The sequence below is a fragment of the Propionivibrio soli genome, assembly GCF_025770765.1.
Classification (GTDB): domain Bacteria; phylum Pseudomonadota; class Gammaproteobacteria; order Burkholderiales; family Rhodocyclaceae; genus Propionivibrio; species Propionivibrio soli.
The window spans coordinates 1-24126 of sequence record NZ_JANZKY010000023.1 but is presented as its reverse complement, the minus strand read 5'-3'; the positions used below and the strand labels follow the sequence as shown (position 1 = coordinate 24126).

The following is a 24126-nucleotide window of genomic DNA, read 5'->3' as shown; positions in this document are numbered from 1 at the left end:
GGACAATCGCCCCTTTGGCAGGAGTATCGACGTCCAAAGCGTCGATCGTTGCGGCTGGCATGGGTCCTCGCCCGTCCACCTCGCGGCGCCCGCCCTACTTCGCCGCCCCGTAGATCTGATCGAACGTGCCGCCGTCGGCGAAGTGCGTCTTCTGCGCCTTGTCCCAGCCGCCGAAGACTTCATCGATGGTGATCAGGTTCACCTTGGCGAACTGCTTGGCGTACTTGGCGGCGACCTTCTCGTCGCGCGGCCGGTAGTAGTGTTTGGCGGCGATCTCCTGCCCTTCCGGGGAATAGAGGTAGTTGAGGTACGTTTCGGCGACGGGGCGCGTGCCGCGCTTGTCGACGGTCTTGTCGACGACCGACACGGGCGGTTCGGCGAGGATGGAGAGCGACGGGGTGACGATCTCGAACTTCTCGGGACCGAGCTCTTTCACCGCCAGGAAGGCTTCGTTCTCCCAGGCGAGCAGCACGTCGCCGATGCCGCGCTCGGTGAAGGTGGTGGTGGCGCCGCGGGCGCCGGAGTCGAGCACCTTGACGTTGCGGAACAGTTGGCCGACGAAGTCTTTGGCTTTGTCGTCGCTGCCGCCGGGTTGCTTGAGGGCGTAGGCCCAGGCGGCGAGGTAGTTCCAGCGGGCGCCGCCGGAGGTCTTGGGATTGGGGGTGACGATGCCGAGGCCGGGTTTGACGAGGTCGCCCCAGTCGCGGATCTGTTTGGGGTTGCCCTTGCGCACGAGGAAGACGATGGTCGAGGTGTAGGGCGCGGCGTTCTGCGGCAGGCGTTGCTGCCAGTTCTCGGGGATGAGTTTCTTTTCGGCGAGGGCGGTGACGTCGTAGGCGAGCGCCAGGGTGACGACGTCGGCGGCGAGGCCGTCGATGACGCTGCGGGCCTGCTTGCCGGAGCCGCCGTGCGACTGGTTGATGCTCACCGTTTCCTGGGTCTTGGCTTTCCAGTACTTGGCGAAGGCGGCGTTGTAGTCCTGGTAAAACTCGCGGGTGGGGTCGTAGGAGACGTTGAGCAGGGTGGTTTCGGCGCGGACGATACCGGGGCCGGCGGCAAGCGCGGCCCCGAGGACGAGGCTGAGGGCGAGTTGGCGAACGGTATGCAGGGGCAGACGGGTCATGGCGGCTTCCTCAAGGATGACAGCCCCCGAGTCTAGGGACGTCGGCTACCGTTCCAAACGACTTAGTTTTTATTTGTTTATGCGCGAAGGACGAGATAGCGCGTCGGATACCCGCCCTTGTCAGGCGGCCCTTCCTCCTAATGGATGCGGGATAGCAGCGCTCCCCGACCTATTCAGGGCCATGAACGACGTACCCGCCGGATCGCAATAGCCGAATGGCGCGTTCGAGCTCGCGTCGCCTTCGCGCCTGGCGACTGTTCGGCAATGCCCTCGGCATTCCGGACAATTGGTAGCCATAGCCATTCAGCCATGCGTTGATCAGGTCAAGGCTTTTTCTGCCGATTCCCGGGGCCCGCGCCACGACCCGAAAGTCGAGCGCCGCGATCTCCTGCGGTGAGAAACTCGGCTTATCCAGCAAGGCCCGCAACGCGTTTCTCTGCCTGGTTGGCAACGCAGGGGATAAAGAACCGTCCCTCGATTCGGGACGACAGTCGGACGTGTCGGACATGCGCAACACCTCGTGCCAGGACACCCATCGAAAATGGAAACCGGGGAGCCGCGGCTTCACCCAGCGAGCGCAGCATACGGGCCTTGCGTATCGGTGCCAACGAACAAATCCTGATATCGATATCCGGCGCTGGCCGGCACGTTCTTATGCTCTGCAGGAATAAGTTTCTCGCCATTTATTCGTTCCGCCGCAACTCCCGGCCCTTTAGATTTGACATGGGTTGTCAAATTGAAAGGGCGCCATGATTACGCTCCTTGTTGGTGGAGACCGCATCAAGACGTACAGCGATTACCTGCAGGCAAACGGGTTAGGGCCGGTCCTGCATTGGAACGGCCGCAAACATAGTGAATGTCACCGCGCCATTCCGTTGCATACGCGGCTGGTCGTCATTCTCGTGGATCAGGTAAATCACGGTTTGGCGACGAAGACGCGGCGTATGGCCGGCCAGCGCGATCTGCCGATCGTCTATTCGCCGCGCTCGCTCAGTCATCTGGATGAAGTCATCGGCCGTTTTCGCCGCGCCATTGGCCGCCCTTCTCATTGAGCATCGAGGAGCCCCGCATGGAGCCGACCGTACTGATCGTCCCCGGCCGCAGCAACAGCGGCGATGACCATTGGCAAACGCACATGGAGGCGCATTTTGCCGGAGCGCAGCGCGTGCATCAGGACGAATGGGGAAACCCCGCGCTCGAGGTGTGGAGCCGCCGCGTCGACGAAACCGTGCGCACGCTGCCCGGCCCTGCCCTGCTGGTAGCCCATAGCTTCGGCTGCTTGGCGGCCGCCCACGCTCAGATCATGTTCGACACACCCGTGTTCGCCACCCTCTTCGTTGCGCCAGCCGATCCGGCCCGGTTCGACCTCCCTCGCGCGCTGTTCGACCAGCCGCTTCCAAATCCGGGGTTCCTGGTAGCCAGCGACAACGATCCCTGGATGTCGCACGAATCAGCCGTTTCTCTCGCGGTTTCGTGGGGCATTGCCCATGTCACCCTGAGGAACGCCGGGCACATCAACGTCGCTTCGGGATACGGCGAATGGCCGTTGGGTGAAGCGCTGGTCGCACGCATGCGCACCACGATTCGGAACGCGGGTGGCGTACGGTCGGTGCCTCCATGGTACCCAGGGCTGAGCGAACGATCGGGCAATCTGCATATATCGAAATAGGAAAGAAATCGTTCGCCCGTGCAAATGGGCTTGCTAGATTGCGGTTCTGCCGACAAGCGCGGCGCAACATCGACATAAGAATCGAACCCGCCGTGACCCGACTCACGGCTATTTCGCCAGTCCAGAAAAATGCTCATTGGCACAAAAAAAGACCTCCTGCGTATAACCGCCGCACACGGCATCCCCCAACGCGGCCACGGCGAGCGGCGGGCATCCGGCGGGCTTTCTCAAGAAGATTAAAAAAGCCGCTGCTGTTCAGGGGCCTTCGTTCCTGCATGTGTACGCCCCCTGCCCGACGGGCTGGGGTTGCGAGTCGGACGCCACGATCCCTCTGGGTAAATCGGTCGTCGATACAGGATTATGGCCACTCGCCGAATGGGAAAACGGCTCACTGACCATCACGCGCAAGCCCTCGGCCTTTGACCCACTACAGACCTATTTCGGCGAACAGGGACGGTTCCGGTCCGTTGATGCCGAAAGCATCGCCGCCATCGAACGCAACCGCGACGAGACTTGGCGGCAATTGCGTGCGTGGGAATGTGAAACGGCGGGGATCATTGCAATGGGCTAGGCAGAGATGTGACAACCCGGACATCGATTCTCGCGACGCAGCGTGACGCCTGCATCGCAGCAATCGTCTGGTTTCGAAATTGCTGTTCGAGATTGAGCACGACGTGGTTTCCGTCTCGCCGTGGTTTCCGTCTCGCCCGCTCGTCGGCCAATCCGGCCATTGATCCTACATGCTACCAACGACCGCAATGTGCCGGTCAGCCGTCATAGCGCGGCAAATTGGCAAGTATGTCCGCTTCGCAGTTCTCTTTACAGCTGATAGTCTCATCCGTCATGCTTAGCAAGACAATAACCATCGAAATTGAGCAGTTATCCACCATACCTCGGGGAGAGACGAATGCGCTTGGAGACTGTCACGCTGAAAAATTTCCGGTGCTATGAGGATGAAATCAAAGTCGATTTTTCAGACCTCACTACCTTCGTTGGCCGGAACGATACTGGTAAGTCATCGGTACTGGAAGCCCTGGAGATCTTTTTCAACAATGGCGTCGTCTCAATTGAACAAAGCGATGCGCACGTACACAGCGGAAACGAAAAGGTCGAAATCACCTGTGAATTTACCGATTTCCCTGATTCGCTAACCCTCGACGCTGGGGCTCAAACATCCCTCGCAGAGGAGTTCCTGTTGACGGACACGGGAACCCTGAAGCTCAGAAAAGTTTATGACTGCGGCAACAAGAAACCGTCGCTCGAAATCTTCGTGATTGCCAAACACCCCTCGGCTCCCGGTTTTCAAAACCTCCTTGAACTCAAGGAAAAAGAACTACAGGCGAAGGTCAAAGAGCTGAAGCTGAATGTGCCGCTAAAGGGCAACCCCGGAATGCGCAAGGCGATCTGGGCAGTGGGAGGTGATTTGCAGTTCACGGAAACCGCTATCCCCGTCAGTAAAGCCAAGGAAGACGCTAAGAGAATCTGGGATCAGATCGAGAGTTACCTTCCAATGTTCGCGCTCTTTCAAAGCGACAGAAGCAGCAAGGATTCCGATGATGAAGTGCAAAGCCCAATGAAGGCAGCCGTTGCCGCTGCATTGGCCGAAGTCCAAGCGGATATTGCCAAGATTCAGCAGCGTGTCCAAGAAAAGGTCGAGGAAATCGCCAGAAACACCCACGAAGCATTGAAAACCATAGACCCTGGGCTAGCCAGCGAGTTGAATCCAGAATTCACTCCACCGACAGCAGCCAAGTGGCAGGGATTGTTCTCCGTCGGACTTAACACTGATTCCGGCATTCCGCTGAACAAACGTGGCAGCGGTGTTCGGCGGCTGGTTCTCGTTAGTTTCTTTAAGGCAGAGGCCGAACGTCGTCTCAAGATCAGCAATCGTCGTAGCATTATTTACGCAATCGAAGAGCCGGAAACCGCCCAGCATCCCAACAACCAACGAATATTGATCGAGTCGTTCAAGTCTCTCGCTTCGGAAGCAGGATGCCAGGTCATTCTTACGACACACAGCCCAGGGTTTGCCGCCGATCTTCCAAATGACAGTATTCGCTTTATCTTCCGGGATACCACAACAAGAAAGCCTGTTATCCAAGCTGGTGCTGACGTTTTTGGTGCTGTCGCGGAAACACTTGGGGTGACACCGGATAGTCGTGTAAAGGTATTGTTGTGCGTAGAAGGCCCAACTGACGTTGCCGCGTTCAAGGCTCTCAGCAAGGCGCTACACTTGGAAAACGAGTCGCTGCCAAATCTAGAAAACGATGACCGAGTTGCGTTCGTTGTGCTGGGTGGGGGCACCTTGAAGCATTGGGTCGATGAATACTACTTGCGTGCTCTCAACAGAAAAGAGGTGCACATCTACGACCGCGATGTTGCTAGCTACGCCGAGGCAGCCGCCAAGGTGAATGCGCGGCAGGACGGTTCTTGGGCCGTGCAAACAGAAAAACATGAAATCGAAAGCTATCTACATTCTGATGCGATCCTTGAAGCCTTCAATGTTGCAGTCGAGGTGACCGATCATCCAGTCGATGGAAAAGCGACGCCAAAACGATTCTCGGAGGCATACTCGAACCTCCAGGGATTCGACGCGGTAATGGGGGATACGAAGGCAAAGCTCCGCCTCGCGGAACGCGCGTTTCCGCTGATGACTGCTGCAAGGATTCATGAACGTGACCCGCAAGGGGAGGTTCTTGGGTGGATGACCAGGATTCGAGACATGATCCAGTAACCATGCCGTTGCCGCTGGGCTAAAGATGACAGGGGCAGAGCTAATGGGAACGGTGCGCAATGCTCACTCTACGAATTGCACGTCAGTTTTTCGATTAGGTGAACTCATACCGACGACCCGGAGGTTCAATTCAGGTTTTCGCTTTTTGGTGATGACCGTTTTGGGGCCTCCGGCCATTACCTGCAACCTCTGTGTTGAAGCAGACTGCATGACGGAATGTTAGCTAACTCTTCGTAGAAAAAGAGCACGACGATTTTCATGTTTCATCTTCACACATTAGGCTGGCACAGCTTCCAACAACTGTGTCTGTCCGTGTCGCGCGAGGTTCTCGGTCAAACTGTCCAGTCCTTTCTCGATACCAATGATGGTGGTAGAGATGGCGCGTTTTCAGGTATCTGGAGACAACAGGACGGTGAGTCACTCTCAGGCCGGTTTGTCATCCAATGCAAGTTCACCGCTCGCGCCGGTTACGCCCTCACGCCATCAGATCTCGAAGAAGAATTCAGCAAGGTCAGACGGTTGGTCAGCAAGAACGAATGTGACGTCTACATTTTGATAACAAATGCAGGCGTTTCCGGTGAGACTGAACTGAAGGTCAAGGAGAGGCTCTACCAGGCGGGTGTCAATGGCCTCCGGATATTTGGCGTCACTTGGCTGGAAGACCAGATTCGTGGAAGCAAGCACCTAAGGATGATGGTTCCACGGGTTTACGGTCTCGGGGACCTAAGTCAGATCCTAGACGAGCGAGCGTATGCCCAGGCCACGGCGGTCCTGGAATCCATGCGCGAAGATCTGGCTAAAGTCGTTATAACGGAATCCTATAGGAAGGCAGCAAGATCTCTCGACTCACATCGCTTCGTACTCCTCGTTGGCGAGCCAGCGTCAGGAAAGACGACTTTAGCCTCGTTACTCGCGATGTCGTCTGCTGACCAGTGGGGCGCGTCAGTAGTTAAGCTAGCGACTCCGGAGTCTCTTGTTGAGCACTGGAATCCACATGAGAAGTCTCAGCTCTTCTGGATCGACGACGCCTTCGGAGTGACTCAGTACGAAAGCTGTCTTGTCTCAGGCTGGAATCATGTCCTTAACGAGGTGAAGACGATCCTCCGCCAAGGTAACCGTGTGGTAATGACGTCACGAGACTACATCTACAACCGTGCCCGTCAGGAGTTAAAGGAAGGAGCGTTTCCTCTGTTCCAAGAGAGCCAGGTTGTTATCGATGTCCATGACCTTACGGTAGACGAACGACGACAGATTCTTTACAACCATTTGAAACTGGGAAAGCAGCCACGCGAGTTCCGTACTGCGGTAAAGCCGCATCTAGAGTTTGTAGCGGATCACGAAAGATTCATTCCAGAGATTGCCAGGAGGTTGGCAGATCCCTTCTTTACCAAGAAGCTGCACTTATCTGAGTGGAGCTTGGCGAATTTTGTCGACAAGGGCGAGCAATTCCTCATAGGCGTCTGTAAGGAACTAGACAAAGACAGCAAAGCGGCGCTGGCATTGATTTATATGTCCAACGGACGTCTGCCGAGTCCGATTTCATTATCGGCTGCTGAAGATGAGGCTCTGAGACGCTTGGATAGCGATTTGGGTGCGTGTACTGCGGCTCTCGAAGCTCTGCGCGGCAGTCTGGCTGTCCATGTGACCTCGGACGGAGAGACCTATTGGGCTTTCAAGCACCCAACCATTGGCGATGCGTACTCTTCCATGCTTCGAGTAAATCCGGAGTTACTTGGGATCTATGTACGCGGTAGCGACATCGAAAGGCTGACGCGACAGATAACTTGCGGAGACGTAGGAGTTGAAGGTGCCGTTTCGCTTCCTAGCTCATTGTTTTTACTAGTTATTGAGCGCCTTGCAGCGTATAAGACAAGTTCTGCATACAAGACCGAATGGATGTCAGGTTGGGAGGCTCGGCGGGGGCTACTGGTCTTTCTGGCCAAACGATGTAGCAAGCAGTTTCTGGAGGCGTATCTTGCGGTTGACCCGAAATTGATTGAGTCAATTGTTAACCCTATGCCGTATTTAGAGTTCTCTGTCGAAGTCGAACTTGCTATTCGCCTATTCAAGTTTGGCCTACTACCAGAAAAAGCGCGTCAAACATTGGTAGAAAATGTCAGTAAATACGCTCGCGATGCTCTCGATGCTCGCGTCCTATGCGATCCGGAGTTGCGTTCACTGTTGAACGACAAGGAACTGAGAAGACTAAGGGAGACGGTTCGTACTGAGGTGCTGCCACGCATCGAGGAGGTACGCCTTGAACATCAAGCAGGCCGTGAAGCGGAAGATGACCCTGAATGGCACATGAGGCGCTTTACACAGTTTCTATCCGCCATCGAGGAAGCATATCCGCAGAGTTGGCGTATAAGAAGGATTGTAAAAAGGGAGCGTCTGCAGGTTCGGGAGTGGATAGATGGAAACCCAACGGAGGCCGATAGCTCGGTTTCTCGGGATATCACGGTTAATGAACCGAGTGCAAACCATGACGTCAGCCGCAGCATTTTTGATGACATAGACGAGTAATTTGCGTTCGCCGGCGCCTGCCGTATTTTTCTGTTTTGGCGCCATGCAGTACGTTTGCGCTGCTCCATCGCTCGCGAAGCCGACTTCTACTGTCTGTGGGACACTTGCCGCTTGTTTGGCGCCATTCGTATGACTGGTTTGGCCGAACACCCGCCCCGCCCCCCAGGATCCTCGAACTACTGTGCAGCACAGAATTTCCGCTGCCAAACACCGATAATAGCGGCCGCTTCTTTTTGAACGCCATTCTTGGATTCCCGCATGGAAATTAAGGTTAATTTTCTCGACAAGCTTCGTCTCGAAGCCAAATTCGATGACTTCACGGTCATCGCCGACCAGCCGATCCGCTACAAGGGCGATGGCTCCGCGCCGGGGCCGTTCGATTACTTTCTGGCTTCGTCGGCTTTGTGCGCGGCGTATTTTGTGAAGTTGTACTGCGACACCCGCAAGATCACCACCGAGAACATCCGCCTGTCGCAGAACAACATCGTCGATCCGGAGAACCGCTACAAGCAGATCTTTAAGATCCAAGTCGAGTTGCCGGCGGATATTTCCGACAAAGACCGGCTGGGCATTCTGCGCTCCATCGACCGTTGCACCGTGAAAAAGGCGGTGCAGACCGGGCCTGAGTTCGTGATCGAGGAGGTGGAAAACCTGGATGCCGATGCGCAGGCCTTGCTGACGCTGAAACCCGATTCACGATCGAGCACCTATATCGCCGGCAAGGATCTGCCGCTGGAGCAGACGATCGCCAACATGTCGGGCGTCTTGGCGGATCTGGGCATCAAGATTGAAATCGCCTCCTGGCGCAACATCGTCCCCAATGTGTGGTCGCTGCATATCCGCGATGCGCATTCGCCGATGTGTTTCACCAATGGCAAGGGCGCGACCAAGGAGAGCGCCTTGGCGTCGGCGTTGGGTGAGTTCATCGAGCGGACGAGCTGCAATCATTTCTACAACGACCAGTTTTGGGGCGAGGACATCGCCAACGCGGCGTTTGTGCATTACCCGAACGAGCGCTGGTTCAAGCTTGGCCGCAAGGATGCGCTGCCGGCGGGAATTCTCGACGACTACTGCCTGGCCATCTACAACGTCGACGGCGAGCTGCGCGGCTCGCATCTCCTCGACACCAACTCCGGCAACGTGCAACGCGGCATCTGTGCGCTACCGTATGTGCGCCAGTCGGATGGCGAAGTGGTGTATTTCCCGACCAACCTGATCGACAACCTGTTCCTCAGCAATGGCATGAGCGCTGGCAATACGCTGGCCGAAGCGCAGGTGCAATGCCTGTCGGAAATTTTCGAGCGTGCGGTCAAGCGCGAGATCATCGAGGGCGAGATTGCCCTGCCGGATGTCCCGCCTGACGTGCTGGCGAGGTTTCCCGGCATCCTGGCCGGCATCGAGGAATTGGAGAAGCAGGGTTTCCCGGTGCTGGTGAAGGACGCCTCGCTGGGCGGGGAGTTCCCCGTAATGTGCGTCACGCTGATGAACCCGCGTACCGGCGGCGTGTTTGCCTCGTTCGGCGCGCACCCCAGCATGGAGGTGGCGCTGGAACGCAGCTTGACCGAACTGCTGCAGGGTCGCAGTTTCGAAGGCTTGAACGATTTGCCGCAGCCGACCTTTGTCAGCAACGCCGTGACCGAGCCGAACAACTTCGTCGAGCACTTCATCGATTCGAGCGGCGTCGTGTCGTGGCGTTTTTTCAGCGCCAAGGCGGATTACGACTTCGTCGACTGGGATTTCTCCGGTCACGGCGATAACACAAAAATGAGCTCCAATGCCGAAGAAGCCGCAACGCTGTTTGGCATCCTCGAAGACATGGGCAAGGAAGTGTACGTCGCGGTGTATGACCAACTCGGCGCAACGGCCTGCCGCATCCTGGTGCCCGGCTATTCGGAAATCTATCCAGTCGAGGATCTGATCTGGGACAACACCAACAAGGCGCTGGCGTTCCGCGCCGACATCCTGAACCTGCATCGGCTGGACGATGCCGCGCTGGCCGCCCTCCTCAAACGACTGGAAGACAGCGAACTGGATGATTACACCGACATCATCACCTTGATCGGCGTGGAGTTCGACGAGAACACGGTCTGGGGGCAGCTGACGATTCTGGAGTTGAAGCTGCTGATCCATCTCGCATTGAAGCAATTCGAAGCGGCGCAGGAGTTGGTGCAGGCCTTCCTGCAGTACAACGAAAACACGGTCGAGCGCGGACTGTTCTATCAGGCGTTGAACGTCGTGCTCGGGGTGCTGCTGGACGATGACCTGGAACTGGACGATTACGAGCTCAATTTCCGCCGGATGTTCGGCAACGAGCGCATGGACGCGGCGATAGGGTCAGTGGACGGCAGCGTGCGCTTCTTCGGACTCACTCCCACGAGCATGAAGCTGGAGGGGCTCGATCGGCACCAGCGCCTGATCGACAGTTACAAGAAACTGCACCGGGCGCGGGCCAAGATGGCAGTGACATCGAGTTAGAACTGGGAGCCCGAAGAAATTCTAGGTGGGCCTCCGATGCGGGCGAACGATGCATTCCTTATTTGCTTATACGGCGGGCACAGCCTTTTTCGCGCGGGAGTATTGCTGTCGTGTGAGATGAGGCGAATAGCATCGCTGGTTTTCGAATCCCGCCGCCCCGCCCATTGATACAAGGCTAACTTTCGTCGGTTGACCTTTTTCTTTATGGACGGCCGGGGCCGAGTCGGTTTATCACGGCCTTGGTTCGACTGTTTCGCTCATCTAGCTCGCCCGACCAGTGCTGACAAGGTACCCCGCGAGTTTCTGCCAGTCGAAGGACACGCCGATTCCCGGGGCATCGGGAGCCACGGCCCTGAATTCTTCCACGACGAGGGGCCGCATCGTATATGCGTCGATCGGGAAACTGTGCACCTCAAGCCAGCCGGCGTTCGATTGCGCGGAAAGCAGGCTGACGTGCAATTCCTGCATGCCATGCGTACACACGGTGATGCCGTATTGTCGCGACAATTCGGCGACGCGTAGCCATCCGGTGATGCCGCCGCAATTTGACGCGTCGGGCTGGATGTACGAGAGCTTGGCATGCTTGAACGCGCAGCCGAACTCGTGAAGCGTATGCAAGTTTTCGCCCATTGCCAAAGGCATGCCGGTCGCTTCCGCGATGCGCGCATAACCTTCGTAATCGTCAGGAATAATCGGTTCCTCGAACCAGTAAATGTCGTAAGGCGCAAAGCCTTCGGCAGCTCGAATCGCCTGCTCGATACTCATCGAATAGTTGGCATCTACCATGAATGTGATGTCCGGACCGACGAGTTGCCGGACCACTTTGACGCGCTCAATATCCTCACGCAGATTGGCGTGCCCCACCTTGATCTTCACACCGTTGAACCCGCGCTCCAAATAGCCTTCGATACTTCGCAACAGCTTGTCCATCGGGAAGCCGAGATCGATTCCTCCGCAATAAGCGCGGGTAGTCTTGTCAGCCCCCCCGGCGGCCTTCCAAAGCGGTTGTCCGAGCGATCTGCAACGGATATCCCAGAGTGCGATGTCGATCGCCGAGATGGCGAAGGAAGCGATTCCACCACGGCCCACATAGTGTACGTGCCACCCCATGAAGTCGAAGAGTTCTTCGACTCGTTCCGCGTTACGCCCAACGATGGCCGGACCGAGGTCGTGCGCGATCATGGCCTGGATCGCGTGACCGCCCTTCCCCCCCGTGTAGGTGTATCCGGTGCCTTCCCGTCCGTCGGCAAGGGTCACGGTGACGGTAACCAGCTCGAAGTGCGTGTGATCGCCGTGTTTTGCGTCTGAGAGAACCTCGGCCAAGGGAACGGCATACAGCCGCGTTTCAATCTGCTTGATGGTGTCGTTGCTCATCTCTCCTCACTCCGGAAACTCTGACCTGGTCTTTCTTCGTGTTTCGAGCATGGAACCCGTAAAGCCCCATGTCCACGGCGATCCTTTTTGGCGTCGCCGTAGGCAAAGACCTCCACGCCATGCGAGCCACCTGTTGCCCAAGCAAACGAGTTGCCCGTTCACCTGCGTTCTATCCATCCTCTTCCGCAGTCCCCATAATTGCGCCCATGAATACACCCGCCTGGATCAACCGGAGCTTCACCCCCCCCTTCACCACGACCGGCGTCAGTGCCTTGGTCCCGCCGCCTCCCTGGCATTACGCGGGCTGGCTGATCAACGTCGAGTTTTCGTTTGACCGCGACAGAGCCCGATCGTTGGTGCCTGAAACTGCCGGTTCACCCACCGGTACGGGGTGCGTGCATTTCGCGGACTGGCAAGCCTGCACCGACGGCCACGAGCTGCTCGATCCCATCCTCGCGCAGTACCGCGAAACGATCGTCGTCCTCGAACTGGAACGCCCAGACGGCAGCCACTGTATGTACTGCCCGGCAATTTGGGTCGACCAGGACGTTTCCCTCTTGAGAGGCTTGCTTCAAGGATGGCCGAAGAAGATGGGCAGCACATGGCTGACCCGAAGTCTGCCGATCGACCATCCAGCCGCTGCGCCGCTACGCGCCGGCACCCGTCTCGGCGCAAGCTTGGCGGTAAAAGACCGTCGAGTAATCGACGCGCAAGCGGTTCTCACCGGTGCCCCGGGGAGGCCGTTGGGCTTCCTTTCGATGCCAACCCTCGGCGCCGTCGGCTGGCCCGATTTGCGCTGCCCTGCCACGATTCCCGAGCCAACAATTGTCCGGCCTGACATCCGCGACCGCGTGCAAAGCGAATGGTATGCGCTGGACGCGGCGCTATCTCTGTATCCCCACCCGACGGAAGAACTCCACGGCTTGGGAACGATCGCGGCCACAGAAGGCAGCGCCGGCTGGATCGCGCTGACGATCGAGGGTGCGCGCGATGCATGACGCCATATCTGTCGAGAAAGTCGCCATTGTCCTTGCCGCTGGCCTCGCGTCGGGTGACGGAGCCAACGTCGCCGCGTGCATCGCGGCCGGGCTGCATAATGAGCAAGCGAGTTGGGCCGGTCGCACATTGGTCGATCGAGACGGCTTTGCATCTTCCGCCTCGTCCCATTTGCCGATTGTCGTGTTGGAAGCGGACGAAGAACGCATGTCCGGGTTACTTCAGCGTATGGTGGCAACGCCACGACCGGAGGGCGGCACCGTTACGCTGTTTCCTGCTTACGCCAAGGATATCCATAGCGCCGAAGCCTATTGGCAACGACACGGTACTCTGTCACATTGCAACGAATCGATGTTCGGAATTGGAGTCGCAGGACCCAAACGATGGGTGAATCGTTTAGTCGGAAGCCTTCCCTTGAAGCGCTGAAACGCTCGGAAGTTCGCCGCTGGCGCCTGCCGACGCTGGAACACGTGCGTCATCGGCACCCGGGCCAGGAATGGATTCCCCATTGGCATAGCGAATGGTCGTTCGGGGCGATCGTGCGCGGCGCCTGTCTGTGCAGCATCGACGGTAAGCCGGCGAAGGCGGTAGCCGGCGACGTGCTGGCGATTTCGCCGCATACCGTGCACACCGGGGCTTTGGCCGATATCGATGGGAGCGAAAGCGTTTCGGTCGTGATGCTTTACGTAGCGACCGAATGGCTGGAAGAGAAGGCGCTCGTCCCGCCTCGTGGAAGCGGCTTTGTCTCGCAACCGGAGTCGGCCCGCGCTGCATCCAATCTGCATTCGCCCGAGCAGATCGAGCAATGGCTCCGAGCCCTGTTGCCCTGGTTGTGCGATGCCTTGCCGATCCAATCGAGCAATCCCACCGCCTCGGCGCGACAGACACTCAAGGCGTTCGAGCAAGGCGTTCTCGAAGGGGAGTTGTCGATTCACGCACTAGCGGAACGCTGCCGCATCAGCCGCGAGCGTCTGCATCGCGTGATCAGCCGATGGACTGGGATGAACCCCAGCGAGTACCTGCGGGCACTTCGCGTCAATAGAGCCCGGGAACTTCTGCTCGACGGCGAGCCGCTCTCGGCAATCGCCGCAGCCAGCGGCTTCGCCGACCAAGCGCATTTCACCCGTGCATTCCGCCAGTCCTTCGGTTACACACCGGGTGATCTGCAGGCCGCCCTAAGAAAACGTGCCGACGCAGACGGACAACCTGCGGTCGCCTAGGCCGTGGGCGCCGGTGACCAAGGCGCACGCCGACAGCCGCCACCCGGCAGAAGCACGGAGACGAGTTCGCTTTATCGGTTGGGATCCGGAATAGCGAGCAGTTCCCTGAGTTGCCCGAGCGTGCTTTGGTCCTTGATGACTGAGGCGAGCCATTGATCAAGCGGCATTTCAGCCCAGCTTGCCGCCCGCTCCGCGAGCAGGGCAACCGGACTGTGCGGTTCGTTGTGACGAAAATAGGCAGCCACGTCGCGCAATGCCTGAACCGCATCGCCGCGGTTGACGATGATGCCACCCGCCGCACGTGCCACTGGCTGTGCCGTTTGTTCGAGGTGATGCGCATCCTTGGACGACATTGACGCGTCGACGTTTGGCGCCGCCGTCGTACCCATTTGCCCTCCCAGCCGGATCAGCAGTTTGCCGACGAGCTCGTCGCAGGCCTGCAGCGCGTTTTGCACGTCTTTGAAGCTGGGCGCATCGTGGCCAAAGCGCTCGTCGACGCGCGAGCTCAGTGCTGCAGCACTCTCAACGGCTTCCCGAATCCGGGCATGCAATTTTTCGTAGTACGGCCGACCGGAAGCCTGCACCGCCTTGTCGAAAGCCTCGCCGCTGAGCTTACCGTCGGCGACCGCTTTGTCCCGAGCCGCCGGGTCTTTCAATCCGAGGTTGTCGATGGCACGCGATTCCTCCCATTTGAGCCACGAATAACCGCCGGAGGAGCGATCGGTAAGCGGAATCTCCCGAATCACGGCCGCCAGTTGCTTGTTCAGCCATTCGATCTTGACCGCGCGTTCCTCCAGATCGTCGGGATCGAAGCTCGGATAGCAAAACTCCCAGAACTCGTCGATCAATCCCTCCATGACGCGAAGGCCGGTACTGACCCCCTCGAATCCCTTCATGCGACCCATCGCCTCCGTGTACCAGGCCGCCACCTGCATATCCTTGCTTTGACGGCAGAGGATGTCCTCCGTCAATTCCTTTACCTTTGGCCACTCGGCCGTCTTGAGCTGCGTTTCCCACTCGCCTTGCGCCAAGCTCACGTCGTCTTCTCGACGCGCTTCACGTATTTCGTCGAAAACCGACGAGAACGACATGTCGGTCCCGCCGATATCGTCGCCGGGGATGGGTTCAAGGAGTTGGTTAGGCTGAATGCTGATCATGGATTCCCACCCTAGTATTTTCGTCCTTCAAATTCGCAATCTTCTGAACACTCAGCCGGTGGATCGCCCAAGTGTCGGAAGCGTTGAAATAAGCGAAGCCCCGCAGCTTGTCTTGTGTCCTTCGAGAGCGACGGGCCGACCATCTTCCGACCACGAGGCATCACCCTCTACGATCGTCACGGCACCGTGTCCTTTTATCGGGCAGGTGACGGTATCTCCGACACGCGCAACCTGCTTTCCGTTGATCACGGTATTCGAAGCCGCGCTGACCACCGTTCCCCCGTGAGACGTTGGATCGCCGAGGCGAATTACGTGTTTCATAGATGCTCATCCCCGTTCATAAAAAGACTGTCTCAGTTCATCGGGCAAGCGAAGTACAACGAGACGTCATCTCGCCCCGAAAACTCGGCGCATAGCACGGGTTCGCTCGTGTCGGCCGCTCTCGCCGCGGCGATCGCCAGCATGGCAACGCTGCGGGCTTCGCCTAGATCTCCAAGTTGGATGACGACGTTCGTGGCTGACTCGATCGGGTCGAGGTCGTATCCCCGTTTTGCCATTGCAACGCTGATCCCGGCCAGCCGTTTGCCGCAGACGTCTACGTCTCCAGCGTTGTGCACCAGCCACCCGCACGCAGGTGCGGCTGACTCTCTTTCTTCTGGAATGTTGTCGACCGCGGCAACAAACGGAACGTCCACCAGACCAGCGTTGATCTGTGCCTGTTCGATGATTCCGCCCAGGGCGCGCGCAAACTCCATAGGGCGCTCCGCCTTTCCGGCGAACGTCGAGGAGACTGTGCGATGGATGCGTGCAAGGGCCGGCATAGCAATGAGGCTCTCGCGCAATGATTGAGAGAGTCCGGCAAGAAAAGCGGACCGGGCTGCGACCGCCGCCCCTTTCTCCCAGTACGGAGTCATTACGTCGAACCCACCTTGCTGCACGGGCAATTCGGAGAGCATCTCTGGAAGCCGGGGGTTGGTAACGAACACCGCGAAGACGCCCTGGCTCGGAGAACCGTTTCGTGGTCGCTCGGGCCGCTCTTCTTCTTCGCCCTGTAGTGCCGCACGCAACCATGGCGAATCAAAGGCAAGCACCACGGCACCCGGAAGCTCGGGGTTGTTTTCGAACAGTTCGATCACGCTATTACCCGCGCCATCCCGCGAGCGGAGGAAAAGTACTCTTCCGTATTCCGTAGGGGTTTCGAGATCGATGTCCAATTCAATGAACAGCTTTCTCTGGATCTGCCTCACCGCCGCAACCGCTTGCTCGCCGACAGTGTCTGGAGGGGGAACGATATAGATCGGGAACGTCGCGGCCGCCGGGCAATACGCGTAAACACCGCGTAGCGCCTCGTCGACGCCTGCACCCAGGAAATCAGCCGCGGAAACAGCTAAGTCCTCGTCGGGAGAATCCGGTTGAATCTGCGACCAGTAAACACCGTCCCCTTCTGGCACGGGAGAATTCTCCAGACCGTCCGGTACCACGACTTGAGCCAGCGCCACGGCGCGGCAATCGCATCCAAATTGGCGGCGAGCCATCTCTTCGGCATGCGCACAGCGTGCGGCAGCGATCTGCGCTTCGTTCTCTTTGCTCAAGGCGGCTTCTCGATCCGCCGCGAGCGCGGCCGCCTTTCCGATCCGCCAACGCCGCCAGAATTGCCAGGCGGTCCAAAGACCGACGGGTGGCAAGGCGTGCAGGGCGGCCATTTCGCGTAGTGGCCAATGGTTGAAATCAGGCGCGATCAAGAACCACAACGCGCCCACCCATCCGGCAATGAGCGCGACGAGTACAACCAATGCGCGAATCACGTGCTCAAACCCCCGAATAATCAGGTATCTATTTGACGGTAACTGCCAGTTTGTCCTTGCGTACCTTGAGATCCACGGTGCGTATCGGCTGACCTTCGGCCATCCGCGCCAGAACCTGTTCGGAAATCTGCGCCAATACTGTGTTGGTGATAATCGCCTCCGCATCGCGCGCACCGCTGTCCACCTCGGTGCACCGGGTGACGATCAGGTCCACCAGCGAATCCTCGAACGTGAGCGCAGATCCATGGTTCTCAAGCATGCGTTTCTTCACCTTTGAGAGCTTGAGTCCAACGATCAGGCGCATTATTTCGTCGGAGATTGGGTAATACGGAATCACGGACAGGCGACCGAGGAAGGCCGGCTTGAACGAACGCTGCAAGCTGGGCCGCAAGAGTTCGATGAGATCGTCGGGCGTCGGCGCGCGGTTGACCTCGTCGACCGTCACACCATGTTCGACGGCTTTCATGACGATGTCCGTGCCGACATTCGACGTGAGGATAATGATCGTGTTCTTGAAATCGACCTCGCGTCCCTCGGCGTCTTCCAGCACCCCTTTGTCGAAGACCTGAAAGAAGAGTTCAAGAACGTCAGGATGCGCCTTCTCCACCTCGTCGAGCAGTACAACGGAATACGGCTTGCGCCGTACGGCTTCGGTCAATACACCGCCCTCGCCATACCCCACGTACCCCGGAGGCGAACCTTTGAGGCCGGAAACGCTGTGGGCCTCCTGGTACTCCGACATGTTGATGGTGATCAGATTGCGTTCGCCACCATACAAGGTATCGGCAAGGGCGAGCGCGGTCTCCGTCTTACCCACGCCCGAAGGCCCGACGAGAAGAAACACGCCCTTCGGCTTACCCGGGTCTTCAAGATTCGCTTTGGCAATCTGGATACGGCGCGCAATAAGCCGCAAGGCATGCGCCTGCCCAACGACCCGCTGCTCCAACAGTTGAGGCAAGTTCCGCACGGTATCGATTTCGTCGGCCACCATACCGCCGAGCGGAATACCGGTCCAACCCGAAATGACATCGGCAATGGTGGAAGCGTCGACGCATTCGTAGATCAAGGGCTGGCTTTTGTGCAGGTCGTGCAACTTGCCTTGCGCGCAAAGCAGGTTTTCACGTTCGGTCGATGGCTTGGCCTTGTTACTTTTGACTGGCACCTTGCTCGCCTTAACACTCGCTTTGGACAACGGAAGCGTTTCACGTGGCGAGCCTGTGATCTCGCCAGCCCCCATTTGCTTACGCAACGCGATGATTTCCTCGACCAACCGCCGCTGCTCGACGAACGCCGCCTGATGTACGGCCAGGTCCTTCTCCAATGCCTGGCGACGATCCGCAAGCTCGGCCAGGCGCTTGCCGTGCGCCGGGTCCTGTTCCTTCTTCAATGCGGCCGACTCGCGATCGATGTTCTGGATCAAGCGCTCGACATCCTCTATTGCTGCGGGTTTGCTCGACCGCGAAAGCGCGACGCGTGCACACGCCGTGTCCAGCACGCTGATCGCCTTGTCCGGCAACTGACGCCCGGCGATATAGCGGCTGGAAAGCTTCACCGCCTCCTCCACCGCCTCATCGAGAATGCGTACCTTGTGATGCTCTTCCATCTTGTCGGCGATGCCACGCAGCATTTGGATCGCCGCGTCCTCCGAAGGCTCGTCGATCTTCACTACCTGAAACCGCCGTGCCAGAGCCGCATCTTTCTCGAAGTATTTCTTGTATTCCGACCAGGTCGTTGCGGCAATAGTGCGCAACTCACCGCGCGCCAACGCAGGCTTGAGTAGATTTGCCGCGTCGTTCTGCCCGGCGGACCCACCGGCGCCGATCAAGGTGTGCGCTTCATCGATGAAAAGAATGATGGGCTTCAGACTCGCCTTCACCTCATCGATCACCGAGCGCAACCGGTTTTCGAACTCACCTTTCACGCTCGCGCCAGCCTGGAGAAGGCCGAGGTCGAGCGTGCGCAATGTGACATTCTTCAACACCTCAGGCACGTCGCCCTGCTCGATGCGCAACGCCAGCCCTTCGACCACCGCCGTTTTGCCGACACCCGGCTCGCCCGTGAGGATGGGATTGTTCTGCCGTCGGCGCAGCAATATGTCGATCATCTGCCGAATCTCGCCGTCGCGCCCAAGCACCGGGTCGATCTTTCCCGCCTTCGCCTGCGCCGTCAGGTCCACCGTGTACTTGTCGAGATTCGGCGTGTTCTTCGAATGCGTCCGGCCGATCTCGGAGCCTTCGTCGTCGTCCACCACGGCGGCGGCATGTCCTTTCGCTTTTCTGCTCCCCGAACCGCCACCCGCCACGCGCAGGATCGTCATCAAGTTGTCCCGGAGGTCATCCGGCGGCAATCGCTTCAATGCCGCGCAAGAACCGGCAAGCAGGCGTTGCAACTCCTCGTCGCTGACCAACGCAAGCAGGAGCAGCCCGCCCCCCAAGCGCTCGGCTCCATAGTTGACGCTGCCCGCCAGCCACGCTGCCTCAAGCCAACGCAAGATATTGCGGGAGAGCACGGGGTTACGCGTGTTGCCGGTTCGGAAACGCTCCAGAGCGGCTAGTAGGTCAGCCTGAAAACGCTCCACGTCTACGTGATAGGCGGACAGGATCCGCACTAACTCACCATCCGAAGCCGCGAGGAGTTCGAGCAGCACATGCTCAACGTCGACTTCGTGGTGCGTCCTCGAAAGCGCGACGTTGGCCGCCGACTCCATCGCCTTGCGCGTGGGAGTATCCAGTTTTCCGATTAATGATTTCAGGTCAATGGTCATAAGTTTGTTGTCGTTTTATTGTTGACTCGGCGAACACAACGATCCGGCTCATCCGCACGCAAAAATGTGACTCTCCGATTCGCTAGATTCCAGACAGGCTTTCTCCATTAGGTTGTCCCGTGAACCAAACCGGATTTCGAAAGCTACCGCCGGCTAAGGCTGCGAGCGATTGTCGAGTGGATGCTGTGTCCGTTGCGAACATAAAGGCACAAGATTCCTTTGGCGCGCTGCACCAATTTCGGAACGGATGCGGCTGCTGCGGTCTGAACGGGGGATGAACAATGCCGCCCCACAGTGCCCAAAATTCTTTCTTGCCAATCTCACCTTCAGCTTTGTTGGAAAAAGGTCGTTCTCGGACGCCCTGGAACGGAATTTCGACGTCGGCTTCCATATGCAGATGGAGATTCGTCTGGCGGGAAAAGTCTTATTAATCCCCTCTGTTCCACGTTATTGCGTTTTTAGTTCGGCGGAAAGGAAGTGCGACGGATAGGAGCTATCGTTCTGATGCAAATAAGCAGGCTCATAAAATACCAAGCCCACACGCTTCCCAGTCTTTGGCGAGACATAGTCAAACCGAAACCTGAGCGTCTTGATTCCATCAATGTCTTCGGCCTCGCCAATGCCGAGAAACGTAAGGGACAGCGAGTCGAATACTTCTTTGTCGATTTTTGGAACGACACGTCTCATTTGAGAGGCCTTTCCAACGCCTGACCAAACCGTTGAGGTTTCCCAGGCTTCTTTTCCATAGGCTCTGTGGAAACGAATAGAGTTTACTTCTCTGAATGAAGAACAAAACAGCGACGGCCCACCCGCCTTCGGTGATTGATACTCGAAATTGGGCAAGAGTGTCAGTTGACTCTCAACTGAGTTTTCCGTTGCCAGTATACGAATGGCCGCCTTGATCATGCCGATCAGTTCGGCATTCTGTTCGGGAGTGTAATACTCGGTTTTCATCGGTACGTTACCAAAATCCATTGCGCCAACTCCATGAACGAAAACGAACAGCAAAAATAGCCCGGCGAGTAACCGCCTACTTGATCGTTTCAAATTCAAATGCGGATAGGGGATCATCGCTATTCTCATACAGTATCGGGTTCGGAAATATCTTTCTGACCGCCTTGTACTTCTCGTTCATGTTTTTGTGCCACATGTACGGATTAACCAGATGGACTCTGGACAGGGTGCCGTTGACGCGGATTTGCCCGGAACCATCAGGGATGTCCGGGAGGGTTTTCTTGATGATATCCCGCGCGGTTTCGGCGCAGGTGTCATTGATCCACGCGGTGTACTTCTGCTCACCGCTTTCGATCTTCTTCCTGACCCGCTCCGCCTCCTTACGGATCGATTCTTCCTGCGCCTGGGTGAGCCTGAGCCGAAAGGCGGTGACCGGTTCGCTAATACGATAACTCGCATCGCCCGGCCGCGCGCGCGCGTGCATTGGGATAGGATTCAGATCCTTAGTCTGAATATCCGTAAAAGGGACGCTAACCCTTTTCTCCTCGCCTCCTCCAGCCGGGCCAAAGCTGAAAAAACAGGTCACCACGCCATTCTTGGTGAGGTAGAAGAACGCGTGTCCGTAGTCACCATCATTTGGCGGCGGGTACCCCGGCCCTCCGATTTGCTGGATGTCGTCCTTGAAGTATTCCGGATAATTAACTTCAAAACCAATTGTTAATCCATAGTTCGACTGAACAAAAACTTCTTTGCGCGTCTCGTTTTCCAGCGGCGAGGTTACGGAGTCGCCGGCTTTCTTCCACTTCGGAGTATTTTCCCCGGCGGAGTCGCTGCTCGTCATTTGAGTACCTCGACAACCAGTTTTTCGATGTCGGCGCCAGAGACCAAGTGCGTACGCCCCTTGTCATCGGTAAGGCCGACTTCGTAGCTTCCGTTAGCCCGCTTGATGCGATACGGAAGTTGGGGCAGCGGCTCGCCGGTATTGCGATCCTTGATGATGAAAGCTTCGTCATACAGTTTTGCGCGTGCATCGGGCAAGTCGGGAAGAGCCACGTTCATGCTGTCCGGCCCCCGGATCAAATGCTCGGCCCCCTTGATGCTCACCGTACCGGGGCAATGCACATCGATGTTGCCGGCGGCGGTAAGGCGGATGTAGCCACCTCCTGACGTGATGACGATCTCTTCCTTGGCCGCGACAACGACCTTTCCCTTGCACGACGTGACGGTCACGTCTTTGTCCGCCGTGACCTCGACCTCCCCATGTTGCGCCTGGACCTGGACCTTGCCCTGAGCCGCGATGAGTTTCATCGCGATGGTGTCCTTCACCCCGTTGACGAAGAGGCTCATGTGCTGGCCGACGTTGTGCAGCCACCGCCGGCCGCTCGTCTGGTTCGTATCGCGCTGGGCGGTGAAGTCAAGGTTCGTGCCCGTGGCGAGCGAGAGGTTCTGCCCCGTGAGCGCCGCGATCCCCGCCGGAGCGGAGAGGACCAGCAGCGGTTGCCGTCCGGCTTCGTCGTGCGCCGTCTTGCCGTCCTTATCGGTATTGCTCCCCGCCTCCCAGGCCTTGAGCGCCTCGACGTGGTGTTTCAAGTGCCCGGCGGTGGTTTTCCCTTCCCGGGCGTTGTCCGGGCTGACGGTCTCGGGACCGTGTTCGAGCGTGTCGGCGAGTTGTTTCGTGGCAACGTCGGCCAAACTCTTCGTGAGTTCATACGCCGCGTCGAGCTGGCTCTGCGCGTGCGCGCGCGCGAGCTGCTTACCGGTGGCGCCGGTCTGCGCCTCGGTGGTCAGGAAGAGCCCGTCCTTGGCCCGGATCGCCCCGTGGTGGTCGGTCCGCAGTTCAAAGCCTTCGCCGCGCGGTGCGCCTTGGCCGTCGGTGCGCGGGTGAATGAGGTACCCCTGGTTGAGCTGCGTCTTGCCGTGTTCGGACGAGAGCTTGGCGCGGATCTCGTTCGTCGTGTCGTCGAAGAGGAGTTCGTTGTAGCGGCTCCCCTTGTACTCCTTGCTCTTGATTCCCGAGAGCGTCTTGTTCGCCGGCAGGTGCCCGGCGCCCGAGAAAGTCGGCGGGCGGTGCGTGCCGTTATAGACGACGCCGGTCACCAGCGGCCGGTCGATGTCGCCTTCGACGAAGTCGATCACCACTTCCTGGCCGATGCGCGGGATGTGCTGCGTGCCCCAGTCGGCCCCGGCACTCGGGTAGGCGACGCGCACCCAGGTCGAGGACTTGTCGTCGTAGTCGGCGCCGCCCTCGGGGTGATCCGCCGGGCGTTGCCAATGGAACTGGATCTTGATGCGTCCGTGCTCGTCGGTGAAGATCTCTTCCCCCGCGGGACCGACGACGGTGGCCGTGGTGAGGCCCTTCGCCGTCGGTTTCTGGTGCGCGGTGCGGTCGAAGGTCGGCACGATCGGCACCGGCCGGCGCACGGCGGTGAAGGTGTTGCGGTACGGCGGCGTGGCTTGGGCGGTTTCTGCCGTGCCCAGCGGACGGGGCCGGTTCAGGCCGGCGGTGCCTGTCAGACTTCCCCCCGTTTCGCGGGGGAAGAGTCCGCCCAGGGCCTGCTTGGCTTCCGGAATCAGGTTGTTCTCGGCGTCGAAGGTGAGGCCCGTGACGAGGAATTCGCGGTCTTCGGGGGCGTCCTGGTCGTGCAGCGGGTGGTCGGTGAGTTCGACCCAGGTGCCGGGGAGGAGACCGCGCACGGTGCCGGCGCCGCGGAAGGTCTTGCCGGCGAGGTCGCGGGCGGCCTGGCGCAGGCCGGCGTAGCGGGTCACTTCGTCGGGGTCCGTGCCGTAGTAGAGCGTCTGCGGGTCGTAGTCTTCGAGCCCGTCGCTGAGCGCGGTGCCCACCGACCCTTGGTCGGTACGGCTCGTTTCGCCGCCCGTGTGCACGCTCACGGCCTTGTAGTCGTAGCTCGCGAGGGAGGTCTGGCCGCTCTGGATCTGCCGCGTGCCTTCCCAGACATCGACGGCATCGTCGGCTTCGACGCCGTCGGTGCGGTGGAAACGCACCTGTTGCAGCGGGTTTGAGGGCAGGACGGTCTGGCGGTCGAAGAGGATCAGGGTGTGTACGGGGACGCCGGCGCCGGCGTCGGTCTCGGCGGCGTCTCCCGACGTGCGCCCGGAAGCACTCCCCGAAGCGGCGCCGCCCCCGGCCCGGGCACCGGCCTCGCCCGGGGGGGCGGTGTCGGGGTCGGGGCCGTGGGTGTAGCGCCAGGAAATGCCTTCTTCGGCGAGCAGGCGGGTGATGAAGGCCAGATCCGATTCGCGGTACTGCAGGCAGTAGGAGCGGACGGGGTAGGTCTGGGTGAGGTCGTTACGCCAGGTGAAGCTCGCGAGGA

At 58.8% G+C, this 24126-nt stretch carries 19 protein-coding genes; 9 read left to right on the top strand and 10 right to left on the bottom strand.

Annotated elements, in window-relative coordinates:
• Window positions 1–94: 94 nt before the first annotated feature.
• Window positions 95–1123: a sulfate ABC transporter substrate-binding protein gene (locus NZ453_RS21075; RefSeq protein WP_263772938.1), complete on the bottom strand. Its 1029-nt coding sequence runs from the start codon at window positions 1121–1123 to the stop codon at window positions 95–97.
• Between the two features lie 169 nt (window positions 1124–1292).
• Window positions 1293–1631 (bottom strand): helix-hairpin-helix domain-containing protein, encoded by a 339-nt coding sequence (locus NZ453_RS21070; RefSeq protein WP_263772937.1) that lies wholly within the window; start codon window positions 1629–1631, stop codon window positions 1293–1295.
• Between the two features lie 241 nt (window positions 1632–1872).
• Here NZ453_RS21070 and NZ453_RS21065 point away from each other — a divergent pair, with 241 nt between their 5' ends.
• The 6 genes from NZ453_RS21065 (at window position 1873) to NZ453_RS21040 (ending at window position 10524) form a co-directional block, all read left to right on the top strand.
• Window positions 1873–2175 carry a DUF2325 domain-containing protein gene (locus tag NZ453_RS21065; RefSeq protein ID WP_263772936.1) on the top strand — a complete coding sequence of 101 codons (303 nt, stop codon included), beginning with the start codon at window positions 1873–1875 and terminating at the stop codon, window positions 2173–2175.
• A 17-nt stretch (window positions 2176–2192) separates the two neighbouring features.
• On the top strand, window positions 2193–2792 hold the full coding sequence (locus tag NZ453_RS21060; RefSeq protein ID WP_263772935.1) for an RBBP9/YdeN family alpha/beta hydrolase: 600 nt from the start codon (window positions 2193–2195) through the stop codon (window positions 2790–2792).
• 277 nt (window positions 2793–3069) lie between these two features.
• Window positions 3070–3363, top strand: a complete 294-nt coding sequence (locus NZ453_RS21055; RefSeq protein WP_263772933.1) for a hypothetical protein — start codon at window positions 3070–3072, stop codon at window positions 3361–3363.
• A 336-nt stretch (window positions 3364–3699) separates the two neighbouring features.
• On the top strand, window positions 3700–5526 hold the full coding sequence (locus tag NZ453_RS21050) for an ATP-binding protein (RefSeq protein WP_263772932.1): 1827 nt from the start codon (window positions 3700–3702) through the stop codon (window positions 5524–5526).
• Between the two features lie 258 nt (window positions 5527–5784).
• Window positions 5785–8049 carry an nSTAND3 domain-containing NTPase gene (locus NZ453_RS21045; protein WP_263772931.1) on the top strand — a complete coding sequence of 755 codons (2265 nt, stop codon included), beginning with the start codon at window positions 5785–5787 and terminating at the stop codon, window positions 8047–8049.
• Between the two features lie 258 nt (window positions 8050–8307).
• Window positions 8308–10524, top strand: a complete 2217-nt coding sequence (locus NZ453_RS21040) for an OsmC domain/YcaO domain-containing protein (protein ID WP_263772929.1) — start codon at window positions 8308–8310, stop codon at window positions 10522–10524.
• A gap of 261 nt (window positions 10525–10785) precedes the next feature.
• Here the strand turns inward: NZ453_RS21040 and NZ453_RS21035 are convergent, their stop codons facing one another.
• Window positions 10786–11898 (bottom strand): mandelate racemase/muconate lactonizing enzyme family protein, encoded by a 1113-nt coding sequence (locus tag NZ453_RS21035; RefSeq protein ID WP_263772927.1) that lies wholly within the window; start codon window positions 11896–11898, stop codon window positions 10786–10788.
• Window positions 11899–12104: 206 nt separating this feature from the next.
• Between NZ453_RS21035 and NZ453_RS21030 the strand changes: the two genes are divergently transcribed.
• From NZ453_RS21030 to NZ453_RS21020, 3 genes are read left to right on the top strand one after another with little or no spacing between them, the layout of a single operon-like run.
• Window positions 12105–12896 (top strand): acetoacetate decarboxylase family protein, encoded by a 792-nt coding sequence (locus tag NZ453_RS21030; RefSeq protein ID WP_263772926.1) that lies wholly within the window; start codon window positions 12105–12107, stop codon window positions 12894–12896.
• A complete protein-coding gene (locus NZ453_RS21025; RefSeq protein WP_263772925.1) occupies window positions 12889–13320 on the top strand; it encodes a DUF2000 domain-containing protein in 432 nt (143 codons plus the stop codon). Before NZ453_RS21030 ends, NZ453_RS21025 begins: the two co-directional genes overlap by 8 nt.
• Window positions 13278–14114, top strand: coding sequence for a helix-turn-helix domain-containing protein (locus NZ453_RS21020; RefSeq protein ID WP_263772924.1), 837 nt, complete (start codon window positions 13278–13280; stop codon window positions 14112–14114). Before NZ453_RS21025 ends, NZ453_RS21020 begins: the two co-directional genes overlap by 43 nt.
• 71 nt (window positions 14115–14185) lie before the next feature.
• Here the strand turns inward: NZ453_RS21020 and tssA are convergent, their stop codons facing one another.
• From tssA to NZ453_RS20985, 7 genes are all read right to left on the bottom strand, one after another.
• A complete protein-coding gene (gene tssA, locus NZ453_RS21015; RefSeq protein ID WP_263772923.1) occupies window positions 14186–15271 on the bottom strand; it encodes a type VI secretion system protein TssA in 1086 nt (361 codons plus the stop codon).
• A 51-nt stretch (window positions 15272–15322) separates the two neighbouring features.
• On the bottom strand, window positions 15323–15592 hold the full coding sequence (locus NZ453_RS21010) for a PAAR domain-containing protein (protein ID WP_263772922.1): 270 nt from the start codon (window positions 15590–15592) through the stop codon (window positions 15323–15325).
• Window positions 15593–15624: 32 nt separating this feature from the next.
• On the bottom strand, window positions 15625–17076 hold the full coding sequence (locus NZ453_RS21005) for a hypothetical protein (RefSeq protein WP_263772921.1): 1452 nt from the start codon (window positions 17074–17076) through the stop codon (window positions 15625–15627).
• A 28-nt stretch (window positions 17077–17104) separates the two neighbouring features.
• On the bottom strand, window positions 17105–19840 hold the full coding sequence (gene tssH, locus NZ453_RS21000; RefSeq protein ID WP_263772920.1) for a type VI secretion system ATPase TssH: 2736 nt from the start codon (window positions 19838–19840) through the stop codon (window positions 17105–17107).
• 447 nt (window positions 19841–20287) lie between these two features.
• Complete coding sequence (locus tag NZ453_RS20995; RefSeq protein ID WP_263772919.1) at window positions 20288–20815, bottom strand: hypothetical protein; 528 nt, start codon at window positions 20813–20815, stop codon at window positions 20288–20290.
• Between the two features lie 55 nt (window positions 20816–20870).
• Window positions 20871–21635, bottom strand: coding sequence for a hypothetical protein (locus NZ453_RS20990; RefSeq protein WP_263772917.1), 765 nt, complete (start codon window positions 21633–21635; stop codon window positions 20871–20873).
• A partial coding sequence (locus NZ453_RS20985) for a type VI secretion system Vgr family protein (protein WP_263772915.1) occupies window positions 21632–24126 on the bottom strand: 2495 nt, incomplete at its 5' end. The genes NZ453_RS20985 and NZ453_RS20990, both read right to left, overlap by 4 nt.